19 protein-coding genes are annotated in these 18,783 nt (G+C 72.4%); 7 read left to right on the forward strand and 12 right to left on the reverse strand.

Features of this window, described 5'->3' with window-relative positions; translation table 11 throughout:
- A complete protein-coding gene (locus tag AB0N31_RS21115; RefSeq protein ID WP_366059904.1) occupies window positions 1-1,170 on the reverse strand; it encodes a thiolase family protein in 1,170 nt (389 codons plus the stop codon).
- 148 nt (window positions 1,171-1,318) lie between these two features.
- On the opposite strand from AB0N31_RS21115, the gene AB0N31_RS21120 reads away from it, so the two are divergent.
- Together AB0N31_RS21120 and AB0N31_RS21125 are read left to right on the forward strand one after the other, a co-directional pair.
- Complete coding sequence (locus tag AB0N31_RS21120; RefSeq protein ID WP_366059905.1) at window positions 1,319-1,792, forward strand: helix-turn-helix domain-containing protein; 474 nt, start codon at window positions 1,319-1,321, stop codon at window positions 1,790-1,792.
- 185 nt (window positions 1,793-1,977) lie between these two features.
- Window positions 1,978-2,691 (forward strand): S1 family peptidase, encoded by a 714-nt coding sequence (locus AB0N31_RS21125; RefSeq protein ID WP_366059906.1) that lies wholly within the window; start codon window positions 1,978-1,980, stop codon window positions 2,689-2,691.
- Between the two features lie 44 nt (window positions 2,692-2,735).
- Here the strand turns inward: AB0N31_RS21125 and AB0N31_RS21130 are convergent, their stop codons facing one another.
- The 3 genes from AB0N31_RS21130 to AB0N31_RS21140 all read right to left on the reverse strand — a co-directional run bounded on the left by AB0N31_RS21130 (window position 2,736) and on the right by AB0N31_RS21140 (window position 5,693).
- Complete coding sequence (locus AB0N31_RS21130; RefSeq protein WP_366059907.1) at window positions 2,736-3,215, reverse strand: hypothetical protein; 480 nt, start codon at window positions 3,213-3,215, stop codon at window positions 2,736-2,738.
- Window positions 3,216-3,516: 301 nt separating this feature from the next.
- Window positions 3,517-4,443 carry a PmoA family protein gene (locus tag AB0N31_RS21135; RefSeq protein WP_366059909.1) on the reverse strand — a complete coding sequence of 309 codons (927 nt, stop codon included), beginning with the start codon at window positions 4,441-4,443 and terminating at the stop codon, window positions 3,517-3,519.
- Window positions 4,440-5,693, reverse strand: coding sequence for a Gfo/Idh/MocA family oxidoreductase (locus AB0N31_RS21140; protein ID WP_366059910.1), 1,254 nt, complete (start codon window positions 5,691-5,693; stop codon window positions 4,440-4,442). Before AB0N31_RS21140 ends, AB0N31_RS21135 begins: the two co-directional genes overlap by 4 nt.
- A gap of 312 nt (window positions 5,694-6,005) precedes the next feature.
- Between AB0N31_RS21140 and AB0N31_RS21145 the strand changes: the two genes are divergently transcribed.
- The gene (locus AB0N31_RS21145) at window positions 6,006-6,881 is read left to right on the forward strand and encodes an undecaprenyl-diphosphate phosphatase (RefSeq protein WP_366059911.1); all 876 of its coding nucleotides are present in this window, start codon (window positions 6,006-6,008) and stop codon (window positions 6,879-6,881) included.
- A 91-nt stretch (window positions 6,882-6,972) separates the two neighbouring features.
- Here AB0N31_RS21145 and AB0N31_RS21150 read toward each other — a convergent pair whose 3' ends face one another.
- A complete protein-coding gene (locus AB0N31_RS21150) occupies window positions 6,973-7,551 on the reverse strand; it encodes a TetR family transcriptional regulator (RefSeq protein WP_366059912.1) in 579 nt (192 codons plus the stop codon).
- Window positions 7,552-7,764: 213 nt separating this feature from the next.
- Here AB0N31_RS21150 and AB0N31_RS21155 point away from each other — a divergent pair, with 213 nt between their 5' ends.
- Window positions 7,765-7,944 (forward strand): hypothetical protein, encoded by a 180-nt coding sequence (locus AB0N31_RS21155; RefSeq protein ID WP_366059913.1) that lies wholly within the window; start codon window positions 7,765-7,767, stop codon window positions 7,942-7,944.
- 133 nt (window positions 7,945-8,077) lie between these two features.
- Here AB0N31_RS21155 and AB0N31_RS21160 read toward each other — a convergent pair whose 3' ends face one another.
- The gene (locus tag AB0N31_RS21160) at window positions 8,078-9,193 is read right to left on the reverse strand and encodes an AI-2E family transporter (RefSeq protein ID WP_366059914.1); all 1,116 of its coding nucleotides are present in this window, start codon (window positions 9,191-9,193) and stop codon (window positions 8,078-8,080) included.
- A gap of 176 nt (window positions 9,194-9,369) precedes the next feature.
- On the opposite strand from AB0N31_RS21160, the gene AB0N31_RS21165 reads away from it, so the two are divergent.
- Both AB0N31_RS21165 and lnt read left to right on the forward strand, forming a co-directional pair.
- Window positions 9,370-9,849 (forward strand): nuclear transport factor 2 family protein, encoded by a 480-nt coding sequence (locus AB0N31_RS21165; RefSeq protein WP_366059915.1) that lies wholly within the window; start codon window positions 9,370-9,372, stop codon window positions 9,847-9,849.
- A gap of 90 nt (window positions 9,850-9,939) precedes the next feature.
- Window positions 9,940-11,505 (forward strand): apolipoprotein N-acyltransferase, encoded by a 1,566-nt coding sequence (gene lnt, locus AB0N31_RS21170; protein WP_366059916.1) that lies wholly within the window; start codon window positions 9,940-9,942, stop codon window positions 11,503-11,505.
- Here the strand turns inward: lnt and AB0N31_RS21175 are convergent.
- Complete coding sequence (locus AB0N31_RS21175; protein ID WP_366059917.1) at window positions 11,423-12,334, reverse strand: Gfo/Idh/MocA family oxidoreductase; 912 nt, start codon at window positions 12,332-12,334, stop codon at window positions 11,423-11,425. The two genes, lnt and AB0N31_RS21175, sit on opposite strands and share 83 nt — an antisense overlap.
- Before the next feature lie 515 nt (window positions 12,335-12,849).
- Between AB0N31_RS21175 and AB0N31_RS21180 the strand changes: the two genes are divergently transcribed.
- Window positions 12,850-13,362 carry a DinB family protein gene (locus AB0N31_RS21180; RefSeq protein WP_366059918.1) on the forward strand — a complete coding sequence of 171 codons (513 nt, stop codon included), beginning with the start codon at window positions 12,850-12,852 and terminating at the stop codon, window positions 13,360-13,362.
- A gap of 616 nt (window positions 13,363-13,978) precedes the next feature.
- On the opposite strand, the gene AB0N31_RS21185 is transcribed toward AB0N31_RS21180, so the two are convergent.
- From AB0N31_RS21185 to fabG, 5 genes are all read right to left on the reverse strand, one after another.
- Complete coding sequence (locus tag AB0N31_RS21185; RefSeq protein WP_366059919.1) at window positions 13,979-14,458, reverse strand: hypothetical protein; 480 nt, start codon at window positions 14,456-14,458, stop codon at window positions 13,979-13,981.
- Between the two features lie 101 nt (window positions 14,459-14,559).
- Window positions 14,560-15,243 carry a uracil-DNA glycosylase gene (gene ung / locus AB0N31_RS21190; protein ID WP_366059920.1) on the reverse strand — a complete coding sequence of 228 codons (684 nt, stop codon included), beginning with the start codon at window positions 15,241-15,243 and terminating at the stop codon, window positions 14,560-14,562.
- Window positions 15,244-15,322: 79 nt separating this feature from the next.
- A complete protein-coding gene (locus tag AB0N31_RS21195) occupies window positions 15,323-16,903 on the reverse strand; it encodes an ABC transporter substrate-binding protein (protein ID WP_366059921.1) in 1,581 nt (526 codons plus the stop codon).
- A gap of 202 nt (window positions 16,904-17,105) precedes the next feature.
- A complete protein-coding gene (locus AB0N31_RS21200) occupies window positions 17,106-17,867 on the reverse strand; it encodes an SDR family oxidoreductase (RefSeq protein WP_366059922.1) in 762 nt (253 codons plus the stop codon).
- Window positions 17,868-17,886: 19 nt separating this feature from the next.
- Window positions 17,887-18,648, reverse strand: a complete 762-nt coding sequence (gene fabG, locus AB0N31_RS21205) for a 3-oxoacyl-ACP reductase FabG (RefSeq protein ID WP_366059923.1) — start codon at window positions 18,646-18,648, stop codon at window positions 17,887-17,889.
- Window positions 18,649-18,783 lie beyond the last annotated feature (135 nt).

Consider the following 18,783-nt stretch of genomic DNA (forward strand, 5'->3'; position numbering starts at 1 on the left):
TCAGAGGCCCTCGAGGATCATCGCGTTGGCGAGACCACCCGCCTCGCACATCGTCTGGAGGGCGTAGCGGGCTCCGCGTTCGCGCATGGCGTGGACCAGGGTCGTCGTCAGCCGGGTACCGCTCGCGCCCAGGGGGTGGCCGAGCGCGATCGCGCCCCCGCGCACGTTGACCTCGCGCAGGTCGGCGCCGGTCTCCTGCGCCCAGGCGAGTACGACGGCGGCGAAGGCCTCGTTGACCTCGAACAGGTCGATGTCGTCCAGGCGCAGGCCCGCCCGGCGCAGGACCTTCTCGGTCGCCGGGACGACTCCGGTGAGCATCAGCAGCGGGTCGGAACCGGTCACGGCGAAGCTGTGCAGGCGGGCCAGCGGGCGCAGGCCGAGGCGGGCGGCGGTGTCGCCGGACGTGATCAGCACGGCCGAGGCGCCGTCGTTGACCGGGCTGGCGTTGCCCGCGGTGACGTTCCACTCGATCTGCGGGAAGCGCTCCGCGAAGGCGGGGTCGTGGTAGGCGGGCCGGAGCCCCGCCAGCACGTCCGGGTCGGTGTCCGGACGGACGCACTCGTCGCGCGAGACACCGTCGAGGGGCGCGACCTCGGCGTCGAACAGGCCCTTCTGCCAGGCCTCGGCCGCCTTGCGGTGCGAGGAGACGGCGAAGGCGTCCATCCGCTCGCGCGTGATCGACCACTTCGCGGCGATGAGTTCGGCACTGATGCCCTGCGGGACCAGACCCTGCGGGTAGCGCTCGGCGACGCCCGGACCGAAGGGGTCCTTGCCGGACGGCACGTTGGACCACATCGGCACCCGGCTCATCGACTCCACGCCGCAGGCCACGACGAGGTCGTAGGCGCCGGAGATGACGCCCTGCGCCGCGAAGTGCACGGCCTGCTGGGAGGAGCCGCACTGCCGGTCCACCGTGGTCGCGGGCACCGCCTCCGGGAAGCCCGCCGACAGGGCGGCGTACCGGGTGGTGTTCATGGCCTGCTCGCCGACCTGGTCGACGGTGCCGCCGATGACGTCGTCGATGAGCGCGGGGTCGACGCCGGAGCGCTCGACGAGGGTGCGCAGGGTGTGGGCGAGGAGTTCGACGGGGTGGACGTGGGCGAGAGAGCCGTTCGGCTTGCCCTTGCCGATGGGGGTGCGTACGGCTTCGACGATGACTGCGTCACGCATGTGCGGGCCTCCTTGGCCGCCGGGCGGTGACCGGTCGCCGGGCACGGCGATTACCGGTGAGTAGGAAATCCGAACTCACCATAGCGTCGTGAGTTGGAAAATCAAACCCGCAAGTTGGGAAATCCAACCCTCCTCTAGACTGGGCGGCATGGCCGCCTCCACCAAAGACCCGCGTCCCTGTTCCATCGCCGACGCCCTGGCGCTGGTCGGCGAGAAGCACTCCCTGCTCGTCCTGCGGGAGGTGTGCCTGGGCAACGGCCGTTTCGACCAGTTGGTGCGCAACATCGGCGCCCCGCGCGACATCCTGGCCACCCGGCTGCGCCGCCTGGTGGACGCGGGGATCCTGACCAAGCGCGCGTACAGCGAGCGCCCGCAGCGCTTCGAGTACCGGCCCACCCGGGCGGGGCTCGAACTGGAACCGGTCCTGCTGACGCTCATGGCGTGGGGCGACCGCCACCTCCGCGCGGACGACGACCGCCCCATGGTCGTCGAGCACGTCTGCGGCCACGAGATGGTCCCCGTGGTCACCTGCACGGCCTGCGGCGCCCCGGTCCACCACGAGGACATCTCGGCCCACCCCCAGGCCCCCGGCTGGACGGTGGCGGGTCCGGCGGCCGCCTGACCACGCCCGGCGGAACGGCGCTTCCGCACCGGACCGGTCCAGGGCGGTGATCGACGACTCGCACGTCAGGACGCTCGGAGGCGGCGCCCCGTCCACGTGCTCCGCCTCTGCGGTTGGCGGCTTTCGGTCTGACCGTCCGGGTCCGGAAGACCCACAATGTCAGGCACATGTCATAGGAGGTCGCCGTGAGTCCCCTGCGTACCGAAAGCCCCCTCCGAACCGTCGTCCGGGCCGTCGTCGTGCTGGCGCTGCTCCTCGGCTGGTCCGCCGCCATCGGACCGGCCGCCCGTGCCGAGGAGCGAGCGGGTCAACGGGCGGCTGCCGCGGTGCGCGGGGGCGACACCCTCTACAGCACCGGCACCCGTTGCACCGTGGGCTTCAACGCCCGCTCCGGATCCGCGCTGTACGCGCTCGTTTCGGGCCGGTGCGCCCAGGACGCCCGTACCTGGTACGCCGACGCCGCCCTGACCGTCGTCGTCGGCGTCACCGCGGGAGTCAGCTTCCCGGGCAACGACTACGCGAGCGTCCGGTACACGAACACGGCGGTCGCCTACCCGGGCGAGGTCTCGCTGGGTGCCGGCGCCGGCACCCGCGACATCACCGGCGCGGCGAACCCCGTCGTCGGGCAGTCGGTCTGCCACGTCGGACGGACCACCGGACACCGCTGCGGGACCGTCCAGGCCGTGAACGTCACCGTCGACTACGGCGGGGGCACCGTGTACGGACTGTTCCGGTCCACCGTCTGTTCCGAACCCGGAGACACCGGCGGTCCGGCTTTCTCGGGCGGCACGGCCCTCGGCATCATCGTCGGCAGCAGCGGGAACTGCGGCTCGGGAGGGTTCACCTACTACCAGCCGGTGGCCGAGTGGCTGTCGGCGTACGGCCTGAGCGTCTACTGAGGCGACCTGAGCGACCGGGCGCGCGGGCCCCTGCGGCGTCGCTCTCAGCCCGCGGTGGCGGGAGCAGACCGGGCGTGGGGGCAGGGGCCTGCGGCGGCTGTTCCGGGGATGCGCATCCGGCGCAGCAGATCACGGGTGAGACGCTTGTCGAGCGTGGTGCGCCAGGTGATGTCCGGGTACTGGGACTTCAGATGTGACAGTGCCCTGGTGCCCAGTCCGCTGTCGCGGAAGGGTTCGTCGAGAACCATGTTGGTGATCACGCCCTGGGCGCACTCGCCGCAGGACCGGTAGGTCACCCGCCCGACCACCTTGCGGATGTGCACCAGCAGCAGGCATTCCTCACCCGCCGTTTCCGGCGCGGGGGACACCAGCAGTTCGATGCTGCGGTAGGCCAGAAGCCTGCGGTGCCAGCGGCCCCATCGCCGTTCGGAGCGGCGGTGCCTTCCCCCGGTGCGCCGCTGTGAGGCCCCGACCGTCGGTCCGGTCCCGCCGTGGGCCGTGGCATACGCCTGATGTACCTGCATGCCATCGCGCCTGCCCCGACTCCGGGAGTCCATGTCCGTACGACGCCACGAGGAGCCGGGCGGACCCCGGGGCGGCAGGGGCGGGAGCCTCCTCCCACGGGCCTCGACGTTCCGCCCGCCCCGACGGTCAGGGGGAAGAGGCGCCCTTCTGCCGGAAGTCGTCAGGCGTTTCCGCGTGGACCGGACCTCGCGAGCCCGGCACGATCCGCACGAGAGGCACGAGAGGCACGAGAGGCACGAGAGGCACCGGATGTGCCGGCCCCCGACGCGGTTCGGACGACCGACGGGGACCGGACCCCGCTCACCAGGGATGCGCCGCCAGGTACTCGGCGATCTCCTTCCGCTCCCAGGCGCCGTCCGCCACCACCACCCGGTAGCGGCGGGTGAGGGTGTCGCCGGGGGCCAGTTCCAGTTCGTCGTGGAAGGCCCAGGACGGGGCCAGGCCCGCGAAGGGCTCGTTGCGGACGAACCAGTGCGCGGGATGGGACCCGGCGTCGCCGGACTGGTCGTTCTCGGGGGCGTGCGCGAAGACGACCGTGGCGTGCCCGTCGGTGCCGTCGTGCTCGCCGGACAGCGCGAGCCAGGGGCCCTGCGTGCCCATCAGTGCGGGCCCCTCACCGTCGGGGCCGATGATCCGGCCGTCGCGGAAGGCGCGCGGACCGCGCCAGAACAGGCCCGTGTAGCCGGCCATCTCCCGTCCGGCGGTGGTCGGACTGCCGAACCGCAGCGGCTCCTCCCGGCGGTTGGTGATCGCGCTGCTCCAGGTCAGCGCCCAGGAACCGGCGGCCCGGTCCACGTCGTGCACCTCGATCCGGCGCCGCTCCTCCGCCCACAGCTCCCCGCCGTACGGATGCCAGGTCAGCCGCTCGGCGAGGACGACCCGGTCACCGTCCGCCGTGACCTCGTCGAAGCCGACGTGCGCCATCGAGCCGACGCGCTCCGGGAGTGCGAGATACCCCTCACCGTGCACGTAACTGTTGCCGCCCCACAGGTTGGCGCCCGAGAGGTGGGAGGCGGTCAGCGACAGCCCCTTGTGCCAGCGGTGGTCGTTGGGCCGGTAGTCGGTGACGACATCGCCCGCCAGGGTGCGCAACGGGTGGATGTACGGCTTCGGCGCCTCCCAGGCTGCCTCGGGCCGGTAGACGTACGCGAGCAGTTCGACGCCGCTGGCGGAGTCGGTCACGGTGACGCGGTCGCCGTGGGCGTGGACGAGGCGGAGCCCGGTCATGCCGACCCCTCCCGGCTGCCGACCGGGGCGGCCGGAGCCACCGGAGTCATGGCGGACTCCCCGGCCGGCCCGGCGGCGGGAGCGGCCGGCCCGGCGGCGGGAGCGGCCGGCCCGGCGGCGGGCGTGACGACGGGTGCCCAGCCGGGAGCGCCCCCGTGCAGGGCCGTGTAGAACGGGTCGCCGGGCCCGATCTCGCCCCGCCTCACCGTCACGTCCGTGAACGCCGACTTGTACAGGGCGCTGATCAGTTCCAGGCTGGTGCGCCCGTCGGCGCCGCTGCTGCGCGGCCGCTCCCCCGCCCGCATGCCGGCGACGAGCGCCCGCAGCTGGGCCAGGTGCGAACTGGGCACGTCCGCGCCGAAGTCCTGCCAGGCCGCCGCCCGTTCCGCGGGGACGTCCCGTGCCGGGGTGATCCGCCAGTTGTCGTTGCCGTGGCCGTAGAGATGGGTCAGCTCGACGGTGGCGTGCTCGCAGTCCACGCGGATCCGGCTGACCTCGTCGGGACTGAGGACGCTGTTCACGATCGTGGCCATGGCGCCGTTCTCGAACCGGACCAGGGCGGTGGACACGTCCTCGGTCTCCACGTCGTGGACGAGCCGGCCGGCCATGGCCCGCACCTCGCTCCACGGTCCGAGCAGATCGAGCAGCAGGTCCATCTGGTGGATGCCGTGGCCCATCGCGGGACCGCCGCCCTCGGTCCGCCAGCGCCCGCGCCAGGGAACGGCGTAGTAGGCGGTGTCTCGGTACCAGGTCGTCTGGCAGTGGGCGACGAGCGGCCGCCCCATCGCCCGCTCGGCGAGCAGCCGCCGTACGTGATCGGAACCGGACCCGAACCGGTGCTGGAAGACGATCGAGGCGTACGGCCCCCCGGCGTCCCCCTCCTCGGCCATCACGGCGTCGTAGTCGGCGAGGGTCGGCACGGGCGGCTTCTCGCACCACACCCAGGCTCCCGCCCGCAGCGCGGCGACGCTCTGCTCGCGGTGCAGGGTCGGCGGGGTGCAGATCGTCACCAGGTCGGGGCGCTGCTCCGCGAGCATCCGCTCCAGATCGGTGTAGGCGTGCGGAATCCTGCCCTCCGCACAGAAGGCCTCGACCGCGCCGGCGTCGATGTCGACCGCCGCGACGACCTCGGTCTGGCCTTCCGCCGCGAGCTGGGCGAGCGCCGGCAGATGGGAGCCGCGGGCGATGGCACCGGTGCCGATGACGGCGGCGCGGATGCGGCGACCGGCGAGCGGAGGGGATGGGGACATGGGCGTGATCAGCACTCCTCCGACGAACGGCCCGGCAGCGGGAACGAGAGCGGCAAGCACGGCAACCGCCGTAGCAAGCGCTTTCCCTCGGCAGCAACGTAAGCGGCGGCCCCCGGGCCGGTCAACACATACGCCCTGTTCGACCGCCGTGCGCGCTTCCCCTGCGCACCCCTCTTCGAAACCCCTGTGCCGGGCCTGTCACCCGGGGGCGCTACGCTGCCTCCGGCACATCACTTGATCACCTGATCACCGCGCGCGGCGGCTCGCCGTGTCCGTCGCCCTCTCCGATCGGCACTTGGACTCCGTAACCTCATGTCTTGGTTTGAATCTCTCATCCTCGGACTCGTCCAGGGGCTGACCGAGTTCCTCCCCGTCTCCTCCAGCGCGCACCTGCGGCTGACCGCGGCCTTCTCCGGATGGGAGGACCCCGGGGCGGCCTTCACGGCGATCACGCAGATCGGCACGGAAGCCGCGGTGCTGATCTACTTCCGCAAGGACATCGGGCGGATCATCTCCGCGTGGACCAGGTCGCTCTTCGACAAGACGATGCGCAAGGACCACGACGCCCAGATGGGCTGGCTGGTGATCGTCGGCTCGATCCCGATCGGCGTCCTCGGCGTCACCCTCAAGGACCAGATCGAGGGCCCGTTCCGCGACCTGCGGATCACCGCGACGATGCTCGTGGTCGTCGGCATCGTCATCGGCATCGCCGACCGGCTGGCCGCCCGCGACGAGAACGGCGGCCGGCACCGGGCGCCCAAGCAGCGCAAGGGCCTGGAGAACCTGGGCGTCAAGGACGGCCTGATCTTCGGCCTCTGCCAGGCCTGCGCCCTCATCCCGGGCGTCTCCCGTTCCGGCGCCACGATCAGCGGCGGCCTGTTCATGGGCTACAAGCGTGAGGCCGCGGCCCGCTACTCGTTCCTGCTCGCCATCCCGGCGGTGCTGGCCTCCGGCGTCTTCGAGCTGAAGGACGCCATGGAGGGCGGCCACGTGGCCTGGGGGCCGACGGGGTTCGCGACGGTCATCGCGTTCGCGTCCGGATACGCCGTCATCGCCTGGTTCATGAAGTTCATCAGCACCAAGTCGTTCATGCCGTTCGTGTACTACCGCGTGGTCCTCGGCATCGTGATCATCGCCCTCGTCGCGATGGGCGTCCTGAGCCCGCACGCGGCGGAGTCGGCGGGCTGACCCCGCCCGGGCGGCAGTCGACCCGCGCCGCCCCGGTACAGCCGTTCCGCGACCGGCCGGGGCGATCCCGGCCGCGGGCAGTGGGACCGTCCTAGTCGGCCGCCACGATCCGGTCGACCGCCGCCGCCACCAGTTCTTCGCGCTCCGCCGCCGTGAAGACGTCCGGCAGGGTGAGCTGCTCCACGATCAGCCAGTTCAGCGCCAGAATGAGCAGCTTGACGGCCATGGCGTCCCCGGGGAGCCCGGAGGCCTCGTGATAGGCGACGTTCCCCTCGACGTCGGCCCGGACCCGCTCGGTGAGGACCTTGCGCAGTTCGGGGCGGCGGGTGGCCTCGAGGCGCAGTTCGAGCAGGGCGAGGTAGCCGGTGCGGAACGAGGCGACGCGGCCGACCAGTTCACGCATCAGCTCCGCGTACGTCTCCCGGTCGCGGCCGGCCGTGCGCTGCCGGGCGAGCGTGGCCTCGTCGGGCTGGAGCCGCTCGTAGACGCGGGCGCCGGCCTGGGTGAGCAGGTCGTCGCGGTTGGCGAAGTAGTTGGACGCGGTGCCGACGGGCACGGCGGCCTCGGCGTCCACCGCCCGGAAGGTCAGGCCTCGGGCTCCCTCCCGGGCCAGCACCTCGATCGCGGCATCCACCAGGGCGGCGCGCCGCTCGTCGTTCCGTCTCGCCATGGACACCCTCCCGGCGCGTCATCGGACCACTTCGGCGAGAGTACTACGCGTGAAGTTGCCGGGCAGGGCACCGGCAGGCCGCCGTTCCTTCGCCCCTTCGCCCCGGCCGAAAACACCGCCCCCGCGCGGGGAACGCGGCCCGTGACCAAGCCCATAGGGATTGCGTAGCCACCCGGTAGCGCAGTGTCAGTGCTTGCGCCTAGGCTGTTGCGCATGTCCCCGAGTTCATTAGCCCCTGGTTCCGTGCGGTCTGCCGCCGAGTTGAACGAGCAGATCCGGGCTCTGTGGCTGCGCGCGGGCGGGTCGCTGTCGGCCCAGGAGCGGGCGGAGTACGAGCTGTTGGTGGTCGAGTGGGCCGCGGCCGTCCGCGGAGAGGTCGTCAGGGCGGCCTGAGGCCGGCCCCGCCGCGGCGCGTCTCCCGGCCGGGCCCTCGCCCTGACCCCTGCCCGACCGGCCGGGCGCTCCCCCGACCGGGTCGGCGGTGCGCCGCGCCGCCCCCTTCCCGGCGCCTTCCCCGGCGAGGGCGCTACGACGGCACCACGGCCCCGTCGTGCGCCTCGTCCGCCCCCGGCTCCTCGGCCGGGTCGCCGAGTTGCTCGCGCACGTAGTTCCAGATCACCGCGAGCAATGCCGCGACCGGCACCGAGAGCAGGCTGCCGACGATCCCGGCGAGGCTGCCGCCGAGCGTCACCGCCAGCAGGACCACCGCCGCGTGCAGGCCGAGCCCCCGGCTCTGGATCATCGGCTGGAAGACGTTGCCCTCCAGCTGCTGCACCACGACGATGATGGCCAGCACGATCAGCGCGTCCGTCAGACCGTTGGAGACCAGCGCGATGAGGACGGCGACGAATCCGGCGAACAGCGCGCCCACGATCGGCACGAACGCGGAGACGAAGGTCAGCACCGCCAGCGGAAGCACCAGCGGCACGTCCAGGATCCACAGCCCGAGGCCGATGAGCACCGCGTCGAGCAGACCGACGACCGCCTGCGACCGGACGAACGCGCCCAGCGTGTCCCAGCTGCGGGCGGCCACCGTCGGGACGTCCGTGGCGAACCGGCCGGGCAGCTGGCGGGCCAGCCAGGGCAGGAACCGGGGGCCGTCCTTGAGGAAGAAGAACATCAGGAAGATCGCCAGGACCGCGGTGACCAGACCGTCGATCACCGTGCTCACTCCCGTGACGACGGCGGTGACCATGCTCCCCAGGCCGTCCTGGGCGCGGGCGACTCCGGTGTCGAAGGCCTTGGTGATCTGGTCGTCGCCGATGTTCAGCGGCGGCCCGGCGGCCCATTCGCGCACCCTCTGCAGGCCTTCGACCACCCCGTCGGTCAGCTCCCCGGACTGGGAGGCCACCGGTATCGCGATCAGCGCCACGATGCCCGCGGCGACCAGCAGGAACAGGACGGTCACCAGCGACGCGGCGAGGGCGGGCGGCCAGCCGCGCCGGCGCAGGTAGCGCGTCGGGGGCCAGGTCAGGGTGGTCAGGAACAGGCCGACGACGAGCGGCCACACGATCGACCACATCTGTCCCAACAGCCACAGTGCGACCGCGAGCCCCACGAGGAGCAGCAACAACTCGACGGATATGCGCGCCGACGCGCGGAGCGCGGCGCGGGTCCTCGTGGAACTCAACGTGTCAGACATGGAACTCACCCTATGGGTACGCCGCTCGGGGATACGCCGGTCAGGGCTGCGCGGGGGCACGGACCCGCCCGGCCCGGTTCCTGCCGTAAGGACTTCGGCGCTTCGCGCCGCGCCGATCGGGCGGACGTACCCGCACGGCCCTTGGCGCCGCGCCCGCCAGGCCCGACACTCGGGCCATGACGCAGCGTGTGGAGCTCGCGGCCGTGATGGACCGCCTGGCCGTCGACGGTCTGATCACCGACTACGCGGTCGCCGTCGACGACGGCGACTGGGCGGCCTACCGGGCCTTGTTCACTTCCGACGGGCGGGTGGACCACCGCTCGGCCGGCGGCATCGAGGGAGAGGTGGGGAAGGTCGCCGCCTGGCTGGAGGAAAGCATGCGGATGTTCTCGATGCGCCAGCATCTGATCGTCAACCGCCGGCTGCGCTTCGGGATCCTGGAACAGGACCTGGGCGACACCGCCCGGGTCCAGGCCGACTACGTGAACCCGATGCGGCTGGCGGGCGGGGAGGAGGGGGCCGCCGGGCCGCCGGACCTCGTGTGCGGCGGCCGGTACGCCTTCGAACTGCTGCGGACGGAGGACGGCTGGCGGGTGCGCGAGGTGGTGGTGCGGGAGAAGTGGCGCCGGCTGCCGGGCCGGGACATCACCGGCTGACCGGACGGCTCCCCGTCCGCCGGAGACCATCTGGTCGGAGATCGCCCCGGACGCGCACACTGGAGCGACCACGGGGTAGGGAGGTGCCGTATGAAGACGTTCGGTCACTGGCTCTCCTCCCCGTGGCGGCGCTCGGCCCTCGTGGCCCTGGCAGGCGCGCTGCCCGTCCCGTCCTTCCCGGCGCCCGGCCTGTGGTGGTGGGCGTACGCCGCGCTGGTCCCCTGGCTCCTGCTGGCGCGTTCGGCGCCCACGGGGAGGCGGGCCCTGTACGACGGCTGGGCCGGCGGGTTCGGGTTCATGCTGTCCATGCACGTGTGGCTGCTGCCGAGCCTGCACGTCTTCACGCTGGTCCTCGCCGCCCTGTTGGGCGCGCTGTGGGCGCCGTGGGGCTGGCTGGTGCGCCGGTTCCTCGGCGGGGTGCCCTCGCGGGGCCGGGCCGCAGCCGCGCTGCTGGTGCTGCCCTCGGGCTGGCTGGCCGTGGAGCTGGTCCGTTCCTGGCAGGGGCTGGGCGGGCCGTGGGGTGTGCTCGGGGCCGGCCAGTGGCAGGTGGAGCCGGCGCTGCGGCTGGCGTCCGTCGGCGGGGTGTGGCTGCTGAGCTTCCTGGTGGTGGCGGTGAACGTCGCCCTCGCCCTGCTCGTCGCGGTGCCGGCGCACCGGGTGCCGGCCGTCGCCGGCCTGGTGGCGACGGCCGCCGCGACCTCCGCCGCATGGGTGTGGTCGCCGCGGCCGGAGACCGACGGACAGGCGCGGATAGCCGTCGTACAGGCCGGTGTCGTCGACGGGCCCGAGCACCGTTTCGACCGGGAGGAGCAGCTGACCCGGCGGCTCGTCGGGCAGGACGTCGATCTGATCGTCTGGGGCGAGAGCAGCGTCGGCCACGACCTGGCCGACCGTCCCGACCTGGCGCGCCGGCTGGCCGCGCTGTCGCGCGCGACCGGCGCCGACATCCTGGTCAACGTGGACGCCCGCCGGTCCGACCGGCCCGGCATCTACAAGAGTTCGGTCCTGGTCGGACCGGACGGACCGACCGGCGACCGGTACGACAAGATGCGGCTGGTGCCGTTCGGTGAGTACGTCCCCGCCCGGTCGCTGCTGGGCTGGGCCACGTCCGTCGGCAAGGCGGCCGGCGAGGACCGGCGGCGCGGCACGGAGCAGGTCGTGATGAACACCGGGGCGGGCCTGCGCATCGGCCCGCTGGTGTGCTTCGAGACGGCGTTCCCCGACATGAGCCGCCATCTCGTCGAGGACGGCACGGGCGTCCTGGTGGGCGAGTCGTCGACGTCGACGTTCCAGAACAGCTGGGCCCCCGCGCAGCACGCCTCGCTGGGCGCCCTGCGGGCCGCGGAGACCGGCCGCCCCTTCGTGCACGCGACGCTGACGGGTGTCTCGGCGGTGTACGACGCGAGCGGCGGGCGGCTCGGCCCGCGGCTGGGGACGGACGCGAGCACCGCCGCCGTCTACGAGGTGCCGCTCGCGGACGGTGTCACCCCGTACGTCCGCTTCGGCGACTGGCCGGTCCACGCCGCCCTGCTCGTCCTCCTCGGACTCGGCCTGGTGGAGGGGGCGCGGGCGGTCAGGCCGCGCCGGAACGCTCCCGCACCGCTCGGACCACCCGCTCGCACAGTTCGTGAGTCGCCAGCGCGTCCCGGGCGCTGAGCGTCCTTCCCGCGCGGACGGCGTCGAGGAAGGCCAGCACCGCCTGCTCGATGCCGCGCTGGCGGGCCACCGGCACCCAGTCGCCGCGCCGCCGCACGGTCGGCTGCCCCTTGTGGTCGATCACCTCGGCGAGGTTGACCACCTGGCGCTTGGTGTCCTGGCCGGACACCTCCAGGATCTCCTCGTTGGAGCCGCTGAGCCGGTTCATCACCCCGAGCGCGGTGAAGCCGTCACCGGAGAGCTGGAGGACGACGTGGTGCAGCAGCCCGGCCTCGGCGCGGGCCCGCACGGTCACGTCCTCGACCGGTCCCGGGGCGAGGAAGCGCAGGGTGTCGACGACGTGGATGAAGTCGTCGAGGACCATCGCCCGCGCCTCCTCGGGCAGGCCGACGCGGTTCTTCTGCATCAGGATCAGCTCGCGCGGGTGGTCGGCGCACTGCGCGTACCCGGGGGCGAACCGCCGGTTGAAGCCCACGGCCAGGCTGGTCCCGCGCTCCTCCGCGAGCGCGACGAGCCGCTCGGAGTCGGCGAGGTCGTACGCCAGCGGCTTGTCGACGTAGGTCGGGACACCCGCTTCCAGGAGCCGTGTGACGATCTCGGGGTGGACGGCGGTGGGGGCGTGCACGAAAGCGGCGTCCAGGCCCTGGGCGAGCAGCGCGTCGAGGTCGCGGTGGCGTCGCCCGGCCGGCAGGCGCAGGCTGTCGGCGATCCGGTCGAGGGTGGCCGGGGTGCGCGTCTGGAGATGGAGTTCGATGCCGGGCAGCGCGCCGAGCACCGGCAGATACGCCTTCTGCGCGATGTCGCCGAGTCCGATGCAGCCGACCTTCACGGGGGCTCCTTCACTGCTGGTCCGCGCCTGCCTGCACGGCAGCATACGGGGCCCTCGGCGGCGTCCGGCGGGCGCTCCCGCCGAGGCCCGCGCGGCAGGGGCCCGGGGCGGCGGGTCGCCGGGTCGCCGGGTCGCCGTTGCGTACGGCGACGAGGGCCGGGCGGACGCGGGATGCGCCCGGAGAGGCAGCCGGGCGGGCGGGCGGGGCGGCCGGTGTGACGCCCGGCGGGGACGACGGCGTACACGCCGGCCTGGTCGCGGGTCGGGCGAGCCGCGGGAGCATCGTGCGGCCGGCGCCGCCGAGGCGGCCGTGGTGGGAGGCGGGCGGCGTCTGCCGAGGGCCTGGGGAGCGGCCCGGCGGGCCGAGCCGCGAGCCCTCCGAGCCGCGCGGGCGCCGGGTCCCCGGCCCGGAGAGACCGGTCCGGGCTGCGGGAACCGCCGGCCCCTCGCCCGCCGACCTCTGCCCGGCGGAAAACGTGTGGTGGCAAAGGGGCCGGCCGGGCGACCATGCGGGCATGACGACCGAGCGCACCGAACCCGCCCAGAACGCCGACGAACGCACCATGCTGGAAGGCTGGCTGGACTACCACCGGCGGACCCTCGCGTGGAAGTGCGAGGGCCTCACCGACGCCCAGCTCCGCACCGCGTCCGTGCCCCCCTCCGAACTGTCCCTGATGGGGCTGGTGCGGCACATGGCGGACGTGGAGCGCGGCTGGTTCCGCAGGGTCCTCACGGGCGACGAGGCCGGCCCGATCCACTACAGCGACGAGGACCGCGACGGCGACTTCCACCTCACCGAGCAGGACACCTGGCAGGAGGCGTACGCCTCCTGGCAGGCCGAGATCGCGATCGCCCGGCGCAACGCGGCCGGCTTCGGGCTGGACGACCTCTCCCGCGGCAGGAGCCGGTTCACCGGGGAGCCGTTCAGCCTGCGCTGGATCCACACGCACATGATCGAGGAGTACGCGCGGCACAACGGCCACGCCGATCTGCTGCGCGAGCGGATCGACGGCGTCACCGGCGACTGACGTCACGTCACCCCCGGCCACCGCGCGTCCTCCCTGAGGGGTACGGGATCACCCGTGTGGGGCATCCTCCGCCGGTGCGCCGTGCCTCGGCGCGCCGGAGCCAGCAGAGTGACGCGGGTGCAGCGAACGACGACTACCGCAACGCTTCTGGTGACCGTGGCCGTCACGGCCCTCGCCGGATGCGTGACCGTCCGGTACCCGCCCGTACCCCGCCCGCCCGCGGGCCCGGCCCAGCCGTCCCTGCCACGGCCCGACGGACGGACCGGGACACAGGAGGTGCAGGCACCGGCCCGGGAGGCTCTGGAGATGGTCGGGACGGAGCCCGGGCGGGAGCCGAGCACACCGGCGTCACCACGGCGGACCGCGCCCGCGGCGCCCGCCGCGCAGCCTCCGTCCGCCCGCCACCGCCCGCCGGCCCCGGCGCGCCCGGGACCGGCCCGGCCGGAACGCCGTCGCCCCGCGCAGCCGCGCGCCGAGGTCCCCGACGGGAAGGAGGGGGCGCGCGGGAACGCCGATGTGTGCGACCTCGGCCGGAAGTACGGGGGCTGGCGGCCGGGCAGCCCGGAGTCCGTGATCTGCGAGGGCACCTACGGGCGTTGAGACCCCGCCGTCCCGCCTACTCGGACCGGAGGTGGTCCTGACCGCCCTCCCCCAGCCGCAGCTCCATCCTGCTGATGGCCGCCCGCACGCCGTCGCCGTAGGTGTCGTCGCCGAGTCCCCGGGCCGCTCTGCGGGCCTTGCGCACATGGGTGCGGGCGGCTTCCGTACGGCCGAGTTTGACGTAGTCCGCCGCGAGGTTGAGGTGGAGCGAGGGGTACAGCGCCCGCACGGCGGGCGCCCGCTCGTGCTCCTCGGCCGCGGTCAGCGCTCTCAGGTCCCAGGCCAGTTCGTCGAAGGGGTCGTCCTGGGTGTCGGCGAGGTAGTGGGCGACCGTGCAGCGGTGCAGCGCGTCGCCCTCCTCGCCCAGCTCCTCCCACAGCTCCAGCAGGCGCCGCCTGGCCTCCTCCCGGTCTCCCCCGTGGTGCAGCATCACCAGCTGCCCGATCCGGGTCAGCACGGCGTCCGGCGCCGCCTGTTCCTGCCGATGCTCCGCCACGAACCCTCCTTGCGTTGTTGCGAAGACGCTAACCGCAGGCACCGGAGATCCCGGTCAGGCGGCACCGGGCCGGTCCGCCGGGGGGACCGGCCCGGTGGGGATCAGGTCAGGTTCGGCACCGTCCAGTCGATCGGCTCGTGGCCCTGCCGGGCCACCGCCTCGTTGATCTGCGTGAACGGACGGGAGCCGAAGAACTTCTTCGCCGACAGCGGTGAGGGGTGCGCGCCCTTCACCACCACGTGCCGGGTCTCGTCGATCAGGGGCAGCTTCTTCTGCGCGTAGTTCCCCCACAGGACGAAGACCGCCGGGTCGGGCCGCTCGGCCACGGCCCGGATCACCGCGTCGGTGAACCTCTCCCAGCCCTTGCCCTTGTGCGAGTTGGCCTCACCGGCGCGCACCGTGAGGACCGCGTTGAGCAGCAGCACGCCCTGCCGGGCCCACGGCATCAGGTAGCCGTTGTCCGGGACGGGGGTGCCCAGCTCGGCGTGCATCTCCTTGTAGATGTTGCGCAGCGACGGCGGGATCTTCACCCCGGGCCGCACCGAGAAGCACAGGCCGTGTCCCTGGCCCTCGCCGTGGTAGGGGTCCTGGCCGAGGATCAGGACCTTCACCCGGTCGTACGGCGTCGCGTCGAGCGCGGCGAAAACCTCCTCACGCGGGGGGTAGACGGGACCCTTCGCCCGCTCCTCCTCGACGAACTCCGTCAGCTCCTTGAAGTAGGGCTGCTCCAGCTCGTCGCCCAGGACCCCGCGCCAGGTCTCGGGCAGCATGGCGATGTCGGTCACGTCAACGTCCTCCGTCGTGCGGTCACTTACCGGGCACAGAACCTACAGGTGACCACTGACAACGGCGTCCGCGGCACGCCTACCAGCTGGTCTTGCGGGACAGCTCCCACACCATCATGATCGTCGACGGGTCCAGCGACCGCTCCCCGCCGGAGACGTCCTCGTTCGCGGCGATGTACTGCTTGCCCTGCCACAGCGGCAGCAGCCGGGCGTCGTCGACGAGGATCTGCTGGGCCTCCTGGAAGTCCTTCACCACGTTGGCGCGGTCGCTCTCCTGGCGGGAGCGGGGCAGCAGCACCTGGGTGATCTCCTTCGCCGGGTAGGGCGTGCCGAGCGCGTTCTGCTCGCCGACGAAGGGGGCGATGAAGTTGTCGGCGTCCGGGAAGTCGGGGGCCCAGCCGCGCCCGAACACCGGGTACTCACCCTTCTGGTAGCCCACCACATAGGTCTTCCAGGGGCGGCTCTTGAGGGTGACCTCGAACAGGCCCGAGGCCTCCAGCTGGGTCTTGATCTCCTTGAACTCCAGGGCGGTGTCGGAGCCGTAGCGGTCGGTGGTGTACCAGAGGGTGAGCGGCACGGGGGCGGTGATGCCGGCGTCGTCGAGGATCGAGCGGGCCTTGTCCGGGTCGGGGTCGCCGAAGTCGTCGAAGAAGCCGGTGGTGTGGCCGGTCAGACCCTTGGGGACCATCGAGTACAGCGGGTCGACGGTGTCCTTGTAGACCTTGTGGGCGAGCGCGGCCCGGTCGACGACCTGGGCGACGGCCCGGCGCACGGCGAGCTTGTCCGACCACTTGTCCTTGGGGTTGAACACCAGGTAGTTGATGTTGGTGGCGGCGCCCTCGACGAGCTGGAGGCCCTCGTTCTCGGCGCTCTTGTTCTCCAGGGCGACGATGTCGTCGGCGGCGAGCCCTTGGTAGGTGATGTCGATCCGCTTGGCCCGCAGGGCCTTGACCATCTCGGCGGAGTCCTGGAAGTAGCGGATGGTCACGGCGCCGTTCTTGCGGTCGGCGGCGCCCTTGTAGCGGTCGTTGCGGACGAGCTCCGCCCGGTCGCCCTCCTTGTAGGCCTTCAGGTCGTACGGGCCGGAACCGACGATGCCGTCGCCCTCGCGCACCGCCTTGGCCGGGTAGTCGTCCGGGGCGACGAGGGACATGCCGGGAGTGGCGAGCACGAAGGGGAAAGTGGCGTCGGGCTTGTTCAGCCGGAAGACGACCTCGCGGTCGCCGACGGCCTCGACCCGGTCGAGGCTGCCGAGCAGTCCCGCGGGGCCGGTGGGCGCGTTGATGGCGAGGATCCGGTCGAAGGTGTACTTCACGGCCTGCGCGTCGAGCTTGTCCCCGTTGGAGAAGGAGAGGCCCTCGCGCAGTTCGCAGCGGTACGTCCGGCTGGTGCGGTCGGTGAACTCGCAGGTGGCGGCGTCGGGCTGGGGCGTCGTCGTTCCGTTGGGGTACGACAGCAGCGTCTGGTAGACGTTGCGGAACAGCTCCCAGGAGCCGTCCCAGGCGGCGGCGGGGTCCAGCGTGCTGGGGGCACTCGTGGTGCCCACGACGATCGGCCCGGCGTCGTCGGAGCCTTCCTCTCCCAGGAGGCTGCATCCGGCCACCAGGGATATGGACACGATCGCCGCGACCTGCTGCAAGGATCGGTTCCGGTTGAACACGCGCACGCTCCTCGATCTGCCATGCCAAGGGTTGGCAGACCATACCGCAGCGCCACGCCGGCTGAACCCGCTCCAAACATCACGTTATGGATCACGGCGAATGACGACGTTGTCATGACACTGTGCGACGTTTCCACGGCCGTACGGGCGCCGCTTCCGGTGTCGGAGGCGGCGCCCGTACGGCGGGTACGGCGGGGTCTCGTCAGGCCACGCCGGCGTTGAGGAACATGCCGCCGTCGACGACGAGGGTCTGACCGGTGACCCAGTCCGACTGCTCCGAGGTGAGGAACGCGGCGGCGCCCCCGATGTCGGAGGGCACGCCGAGCCGGGCCAGCGGGTAGGCGGCGGCCGCCTCGGCCTCCCGGCCCTCGTACAGGGCCTGCGCGAACTTGGTCTTCACCACGGCCGGGGCGATGGCGTTGACCCGCACCTTCGGCGCGAACTCGTGCGCCAGCTGCTGCGTCAGGTTGATCATCGCGGCCTTGCTCACGCCGTACGCCCCGATGAAGGGCGAGGGCGCGAGGCCCGCGACGGAGGCGATGTTGACGATGGCGCCGCCGTTGTCCTTCTGCCAGGCGTGCCAGGTGCGCTGGGCGAAGCCGAGCGCCGAGATCACGTTGGTCTCGAACACCTTGCGCGCCACGTTCAGGTCGAGGTCGGCGATCGGCCCGAACACCGGATTCGTACCGGCGTTGTTGATCAGGTGGTCGACGCGGCCGAAGGCCTCCATCGTGCGCTCGACGGCGATCGCCTGGTGCGCCTCGTCGTGGGCCTTGCCTGCGACACCGATGACGCGGTCGGCGCCGAGCTTGTCGACGGCCTCCTTGAGGGCGTCCTCGTTGCGTCCGGTGATGCAGACCCGGTCGCCGCGGGCGACGAGCGCCTCGGCGACGCCGTAGCCGATGCCGCGGCTGGCGCCCGTGACGAGGGCGACCTTGCCGGAGAGTGCGGGCAGTTCAGTCATGTCCGTGATCCCTGGTGGTCTAGTTGAGCGGTCCGCCGGCGACGTACAGCACCTGGCCGGAGACGAAACCGGCGGCCTCGCCCGTGAAGAACGCGATCGCGTTGGCGATGTCGCCGGGCTCACCGACGCGCGCCACCGGGATCTGGGTGGCGGCGGCGGCCTTGAACTCCTCGAAGCCCATGCCGACGCGGGCGGCGGTCGCGGCCGTCATGTCGGTGGCGATGAAGCCCGGGGCGACGGCGTTGGCGGTGATGCCGAACTTGCCCAGCTCGATGGCGAGGGTCTTGGTGAAGCCCTGCAGACCGGCCTTGGCGGCGGAGTAGTTGGCCTGGCCCCGGTTGCCGAGCGCGGAGGACGAGGAGAGGTTGACGATCCGGCCGAAGCCGGCGTCGACCATGTGCTTCTGGACCGCCTTGGTCATCAGGAACGAGCCGCGCAGGTGCACGTTGAGCACCGTGTCCCAGTCGCCGGCGCTCATCTTGAACAGCAGGTTGTCGCGGAGCACACCCGCGTTGTTGACGAGGATCGTCGGGGCGCCCAGTTCCTCGACGACGCGCGCGACGGCCGCCTCGACCTGGGCCTCGTCGGAGACGTCGGCACCGACCGCGATCGCCCGGCCGCCCGCCGCGGTGATCTTCTCGACGGTGTCCTTGCAGGCGGCCTCGTCGAGGTCGATCACCGCGACCGCGCGGCCCTCGGCGGCCAGCCGTACGGCGGTGGCGGCACCGATGCCGCGCGCCGCGCCCGTGACTACTGCGACCCGCTGCTCTGTGGTGGACATTGCTGCTTCTCCTCGCCCTCGAGAATGTACGTCCGTGTGGGGAGCGACCGTCCTGATCACCGTCGACTCGGTGAGCGACCGCTTAGTACCTTCGGCAGACGTGACGCTAGAAGCCTTGGCATCCGGTGTCAACGC

Source organism: Streptomyces sp. NPDC051051 (assembly GCF_040682975.1).
Classification (GTDB): Bacteria; Actinomycetota; Actinomycetes; order Streptomycetales; family Streptomycetaceae; genus Streptomyces.

Bases quoted from the DNA above. Each gene is read 5' to 3' on its own strand.
- AB0N31_RS21115 (WP_366059904.1), bottom strand. From the start codon at position 1,170: ATGCGTGACGCAGTCATCGTCGAAGCCGTACGCACCCCCATCGGCAAG.
- AB0N31_RS21120 (WP_366059905.1), top strand. From the start codon at position 1,319: ATGGCCGCCTCCACCAAAGACCCGCGTCCCTGTTCCATCGCCGACGCC.
- AB0N31_RS21130 (WP_366059907.1), bottom strand. From the start codon at position 3,215: ATGCAGGTACATCAGGCGTATGCCACGGCCCACGGCGGGACCGGACCG.
- AB0N31_RS21135 (WP_366059909.1), bottom strand. From the start codon at position 4,443: ATGACCGGGCTCCGCCTCGTCCACGCCCACGGCGACCGCGTCACCGTG.
- AB0N31_RS21140 (WP_366059910.1), bottom strand. From the start codon at position 5,693: ATGTCCCCATCCCCTCCGCTCGCCGGTCGCCGCATCCGCGCCGCCGTC.
- AB0N31_RS21145 (WP_366059911.1), top strand. From the start codon at position 6,006: ATGTCTTGGTTTGAATCTCTCATCCTCGGACTCGTCCAGGGGCTGACC.
- AB0N31_RS21150 (WP_366059912.1), bottom strand. From the start codon at position 7,551: ATGGCGAGACGGAACGACGAGCGGCGCGCCGCCCTGGTGGATGCCGCG.
- AB0N31_RS21155 (WP_366059913.1), top strand. From the start codon at position 7,765: ATGTCCCCGAGTTCATTAGCCCCTGGTTCCGTGCGGTCTGCCGCCGAG.
- AB0N31_RS21160 (WP_366059914.1), bottom strand. From the start codon at position 9,193: ATGTCTGACACGTTGAGTTCCACGAGGACCCGCGCCGCGCTCCGCGCG.
- AB0N31_RS21165 (WP_366059915.1), top strand. From the start codon at position 9,370: ATGACGCAGCGTGTGGAGCTCGCGGCCGTGATGGACCGCCTGGCCGTC.
- lnt (WP_366059916.1), top strand. From the start codon at position 9,940: ATGAAGACGTTCGGTCACTGGCTCTCCTCCCCGTGGCGGCGCTCGGCC.
- AB0N31_RS21180 (WP_366059918.1), top strand. From the start codon at position 12,850: ATGACGACCGAGCGCACCGAACCCGCCCAGAACGCCGACGAACGCACC.
- AB0N31_RS21200 (WP_366059922.1), bottom strand. From the start codon at position 17,867: ATGACTGAACTGCCCGCACTCTCCGGCAAGGTCGCCCTCGTCACGGGC.
- fabG (WP_366059923.1), bottom strand. From the start codon at position 18,648: ATGTCCACCACAGAGCAGCGGGTCGCAGTAGTCACGGGCGCGGCGCGC.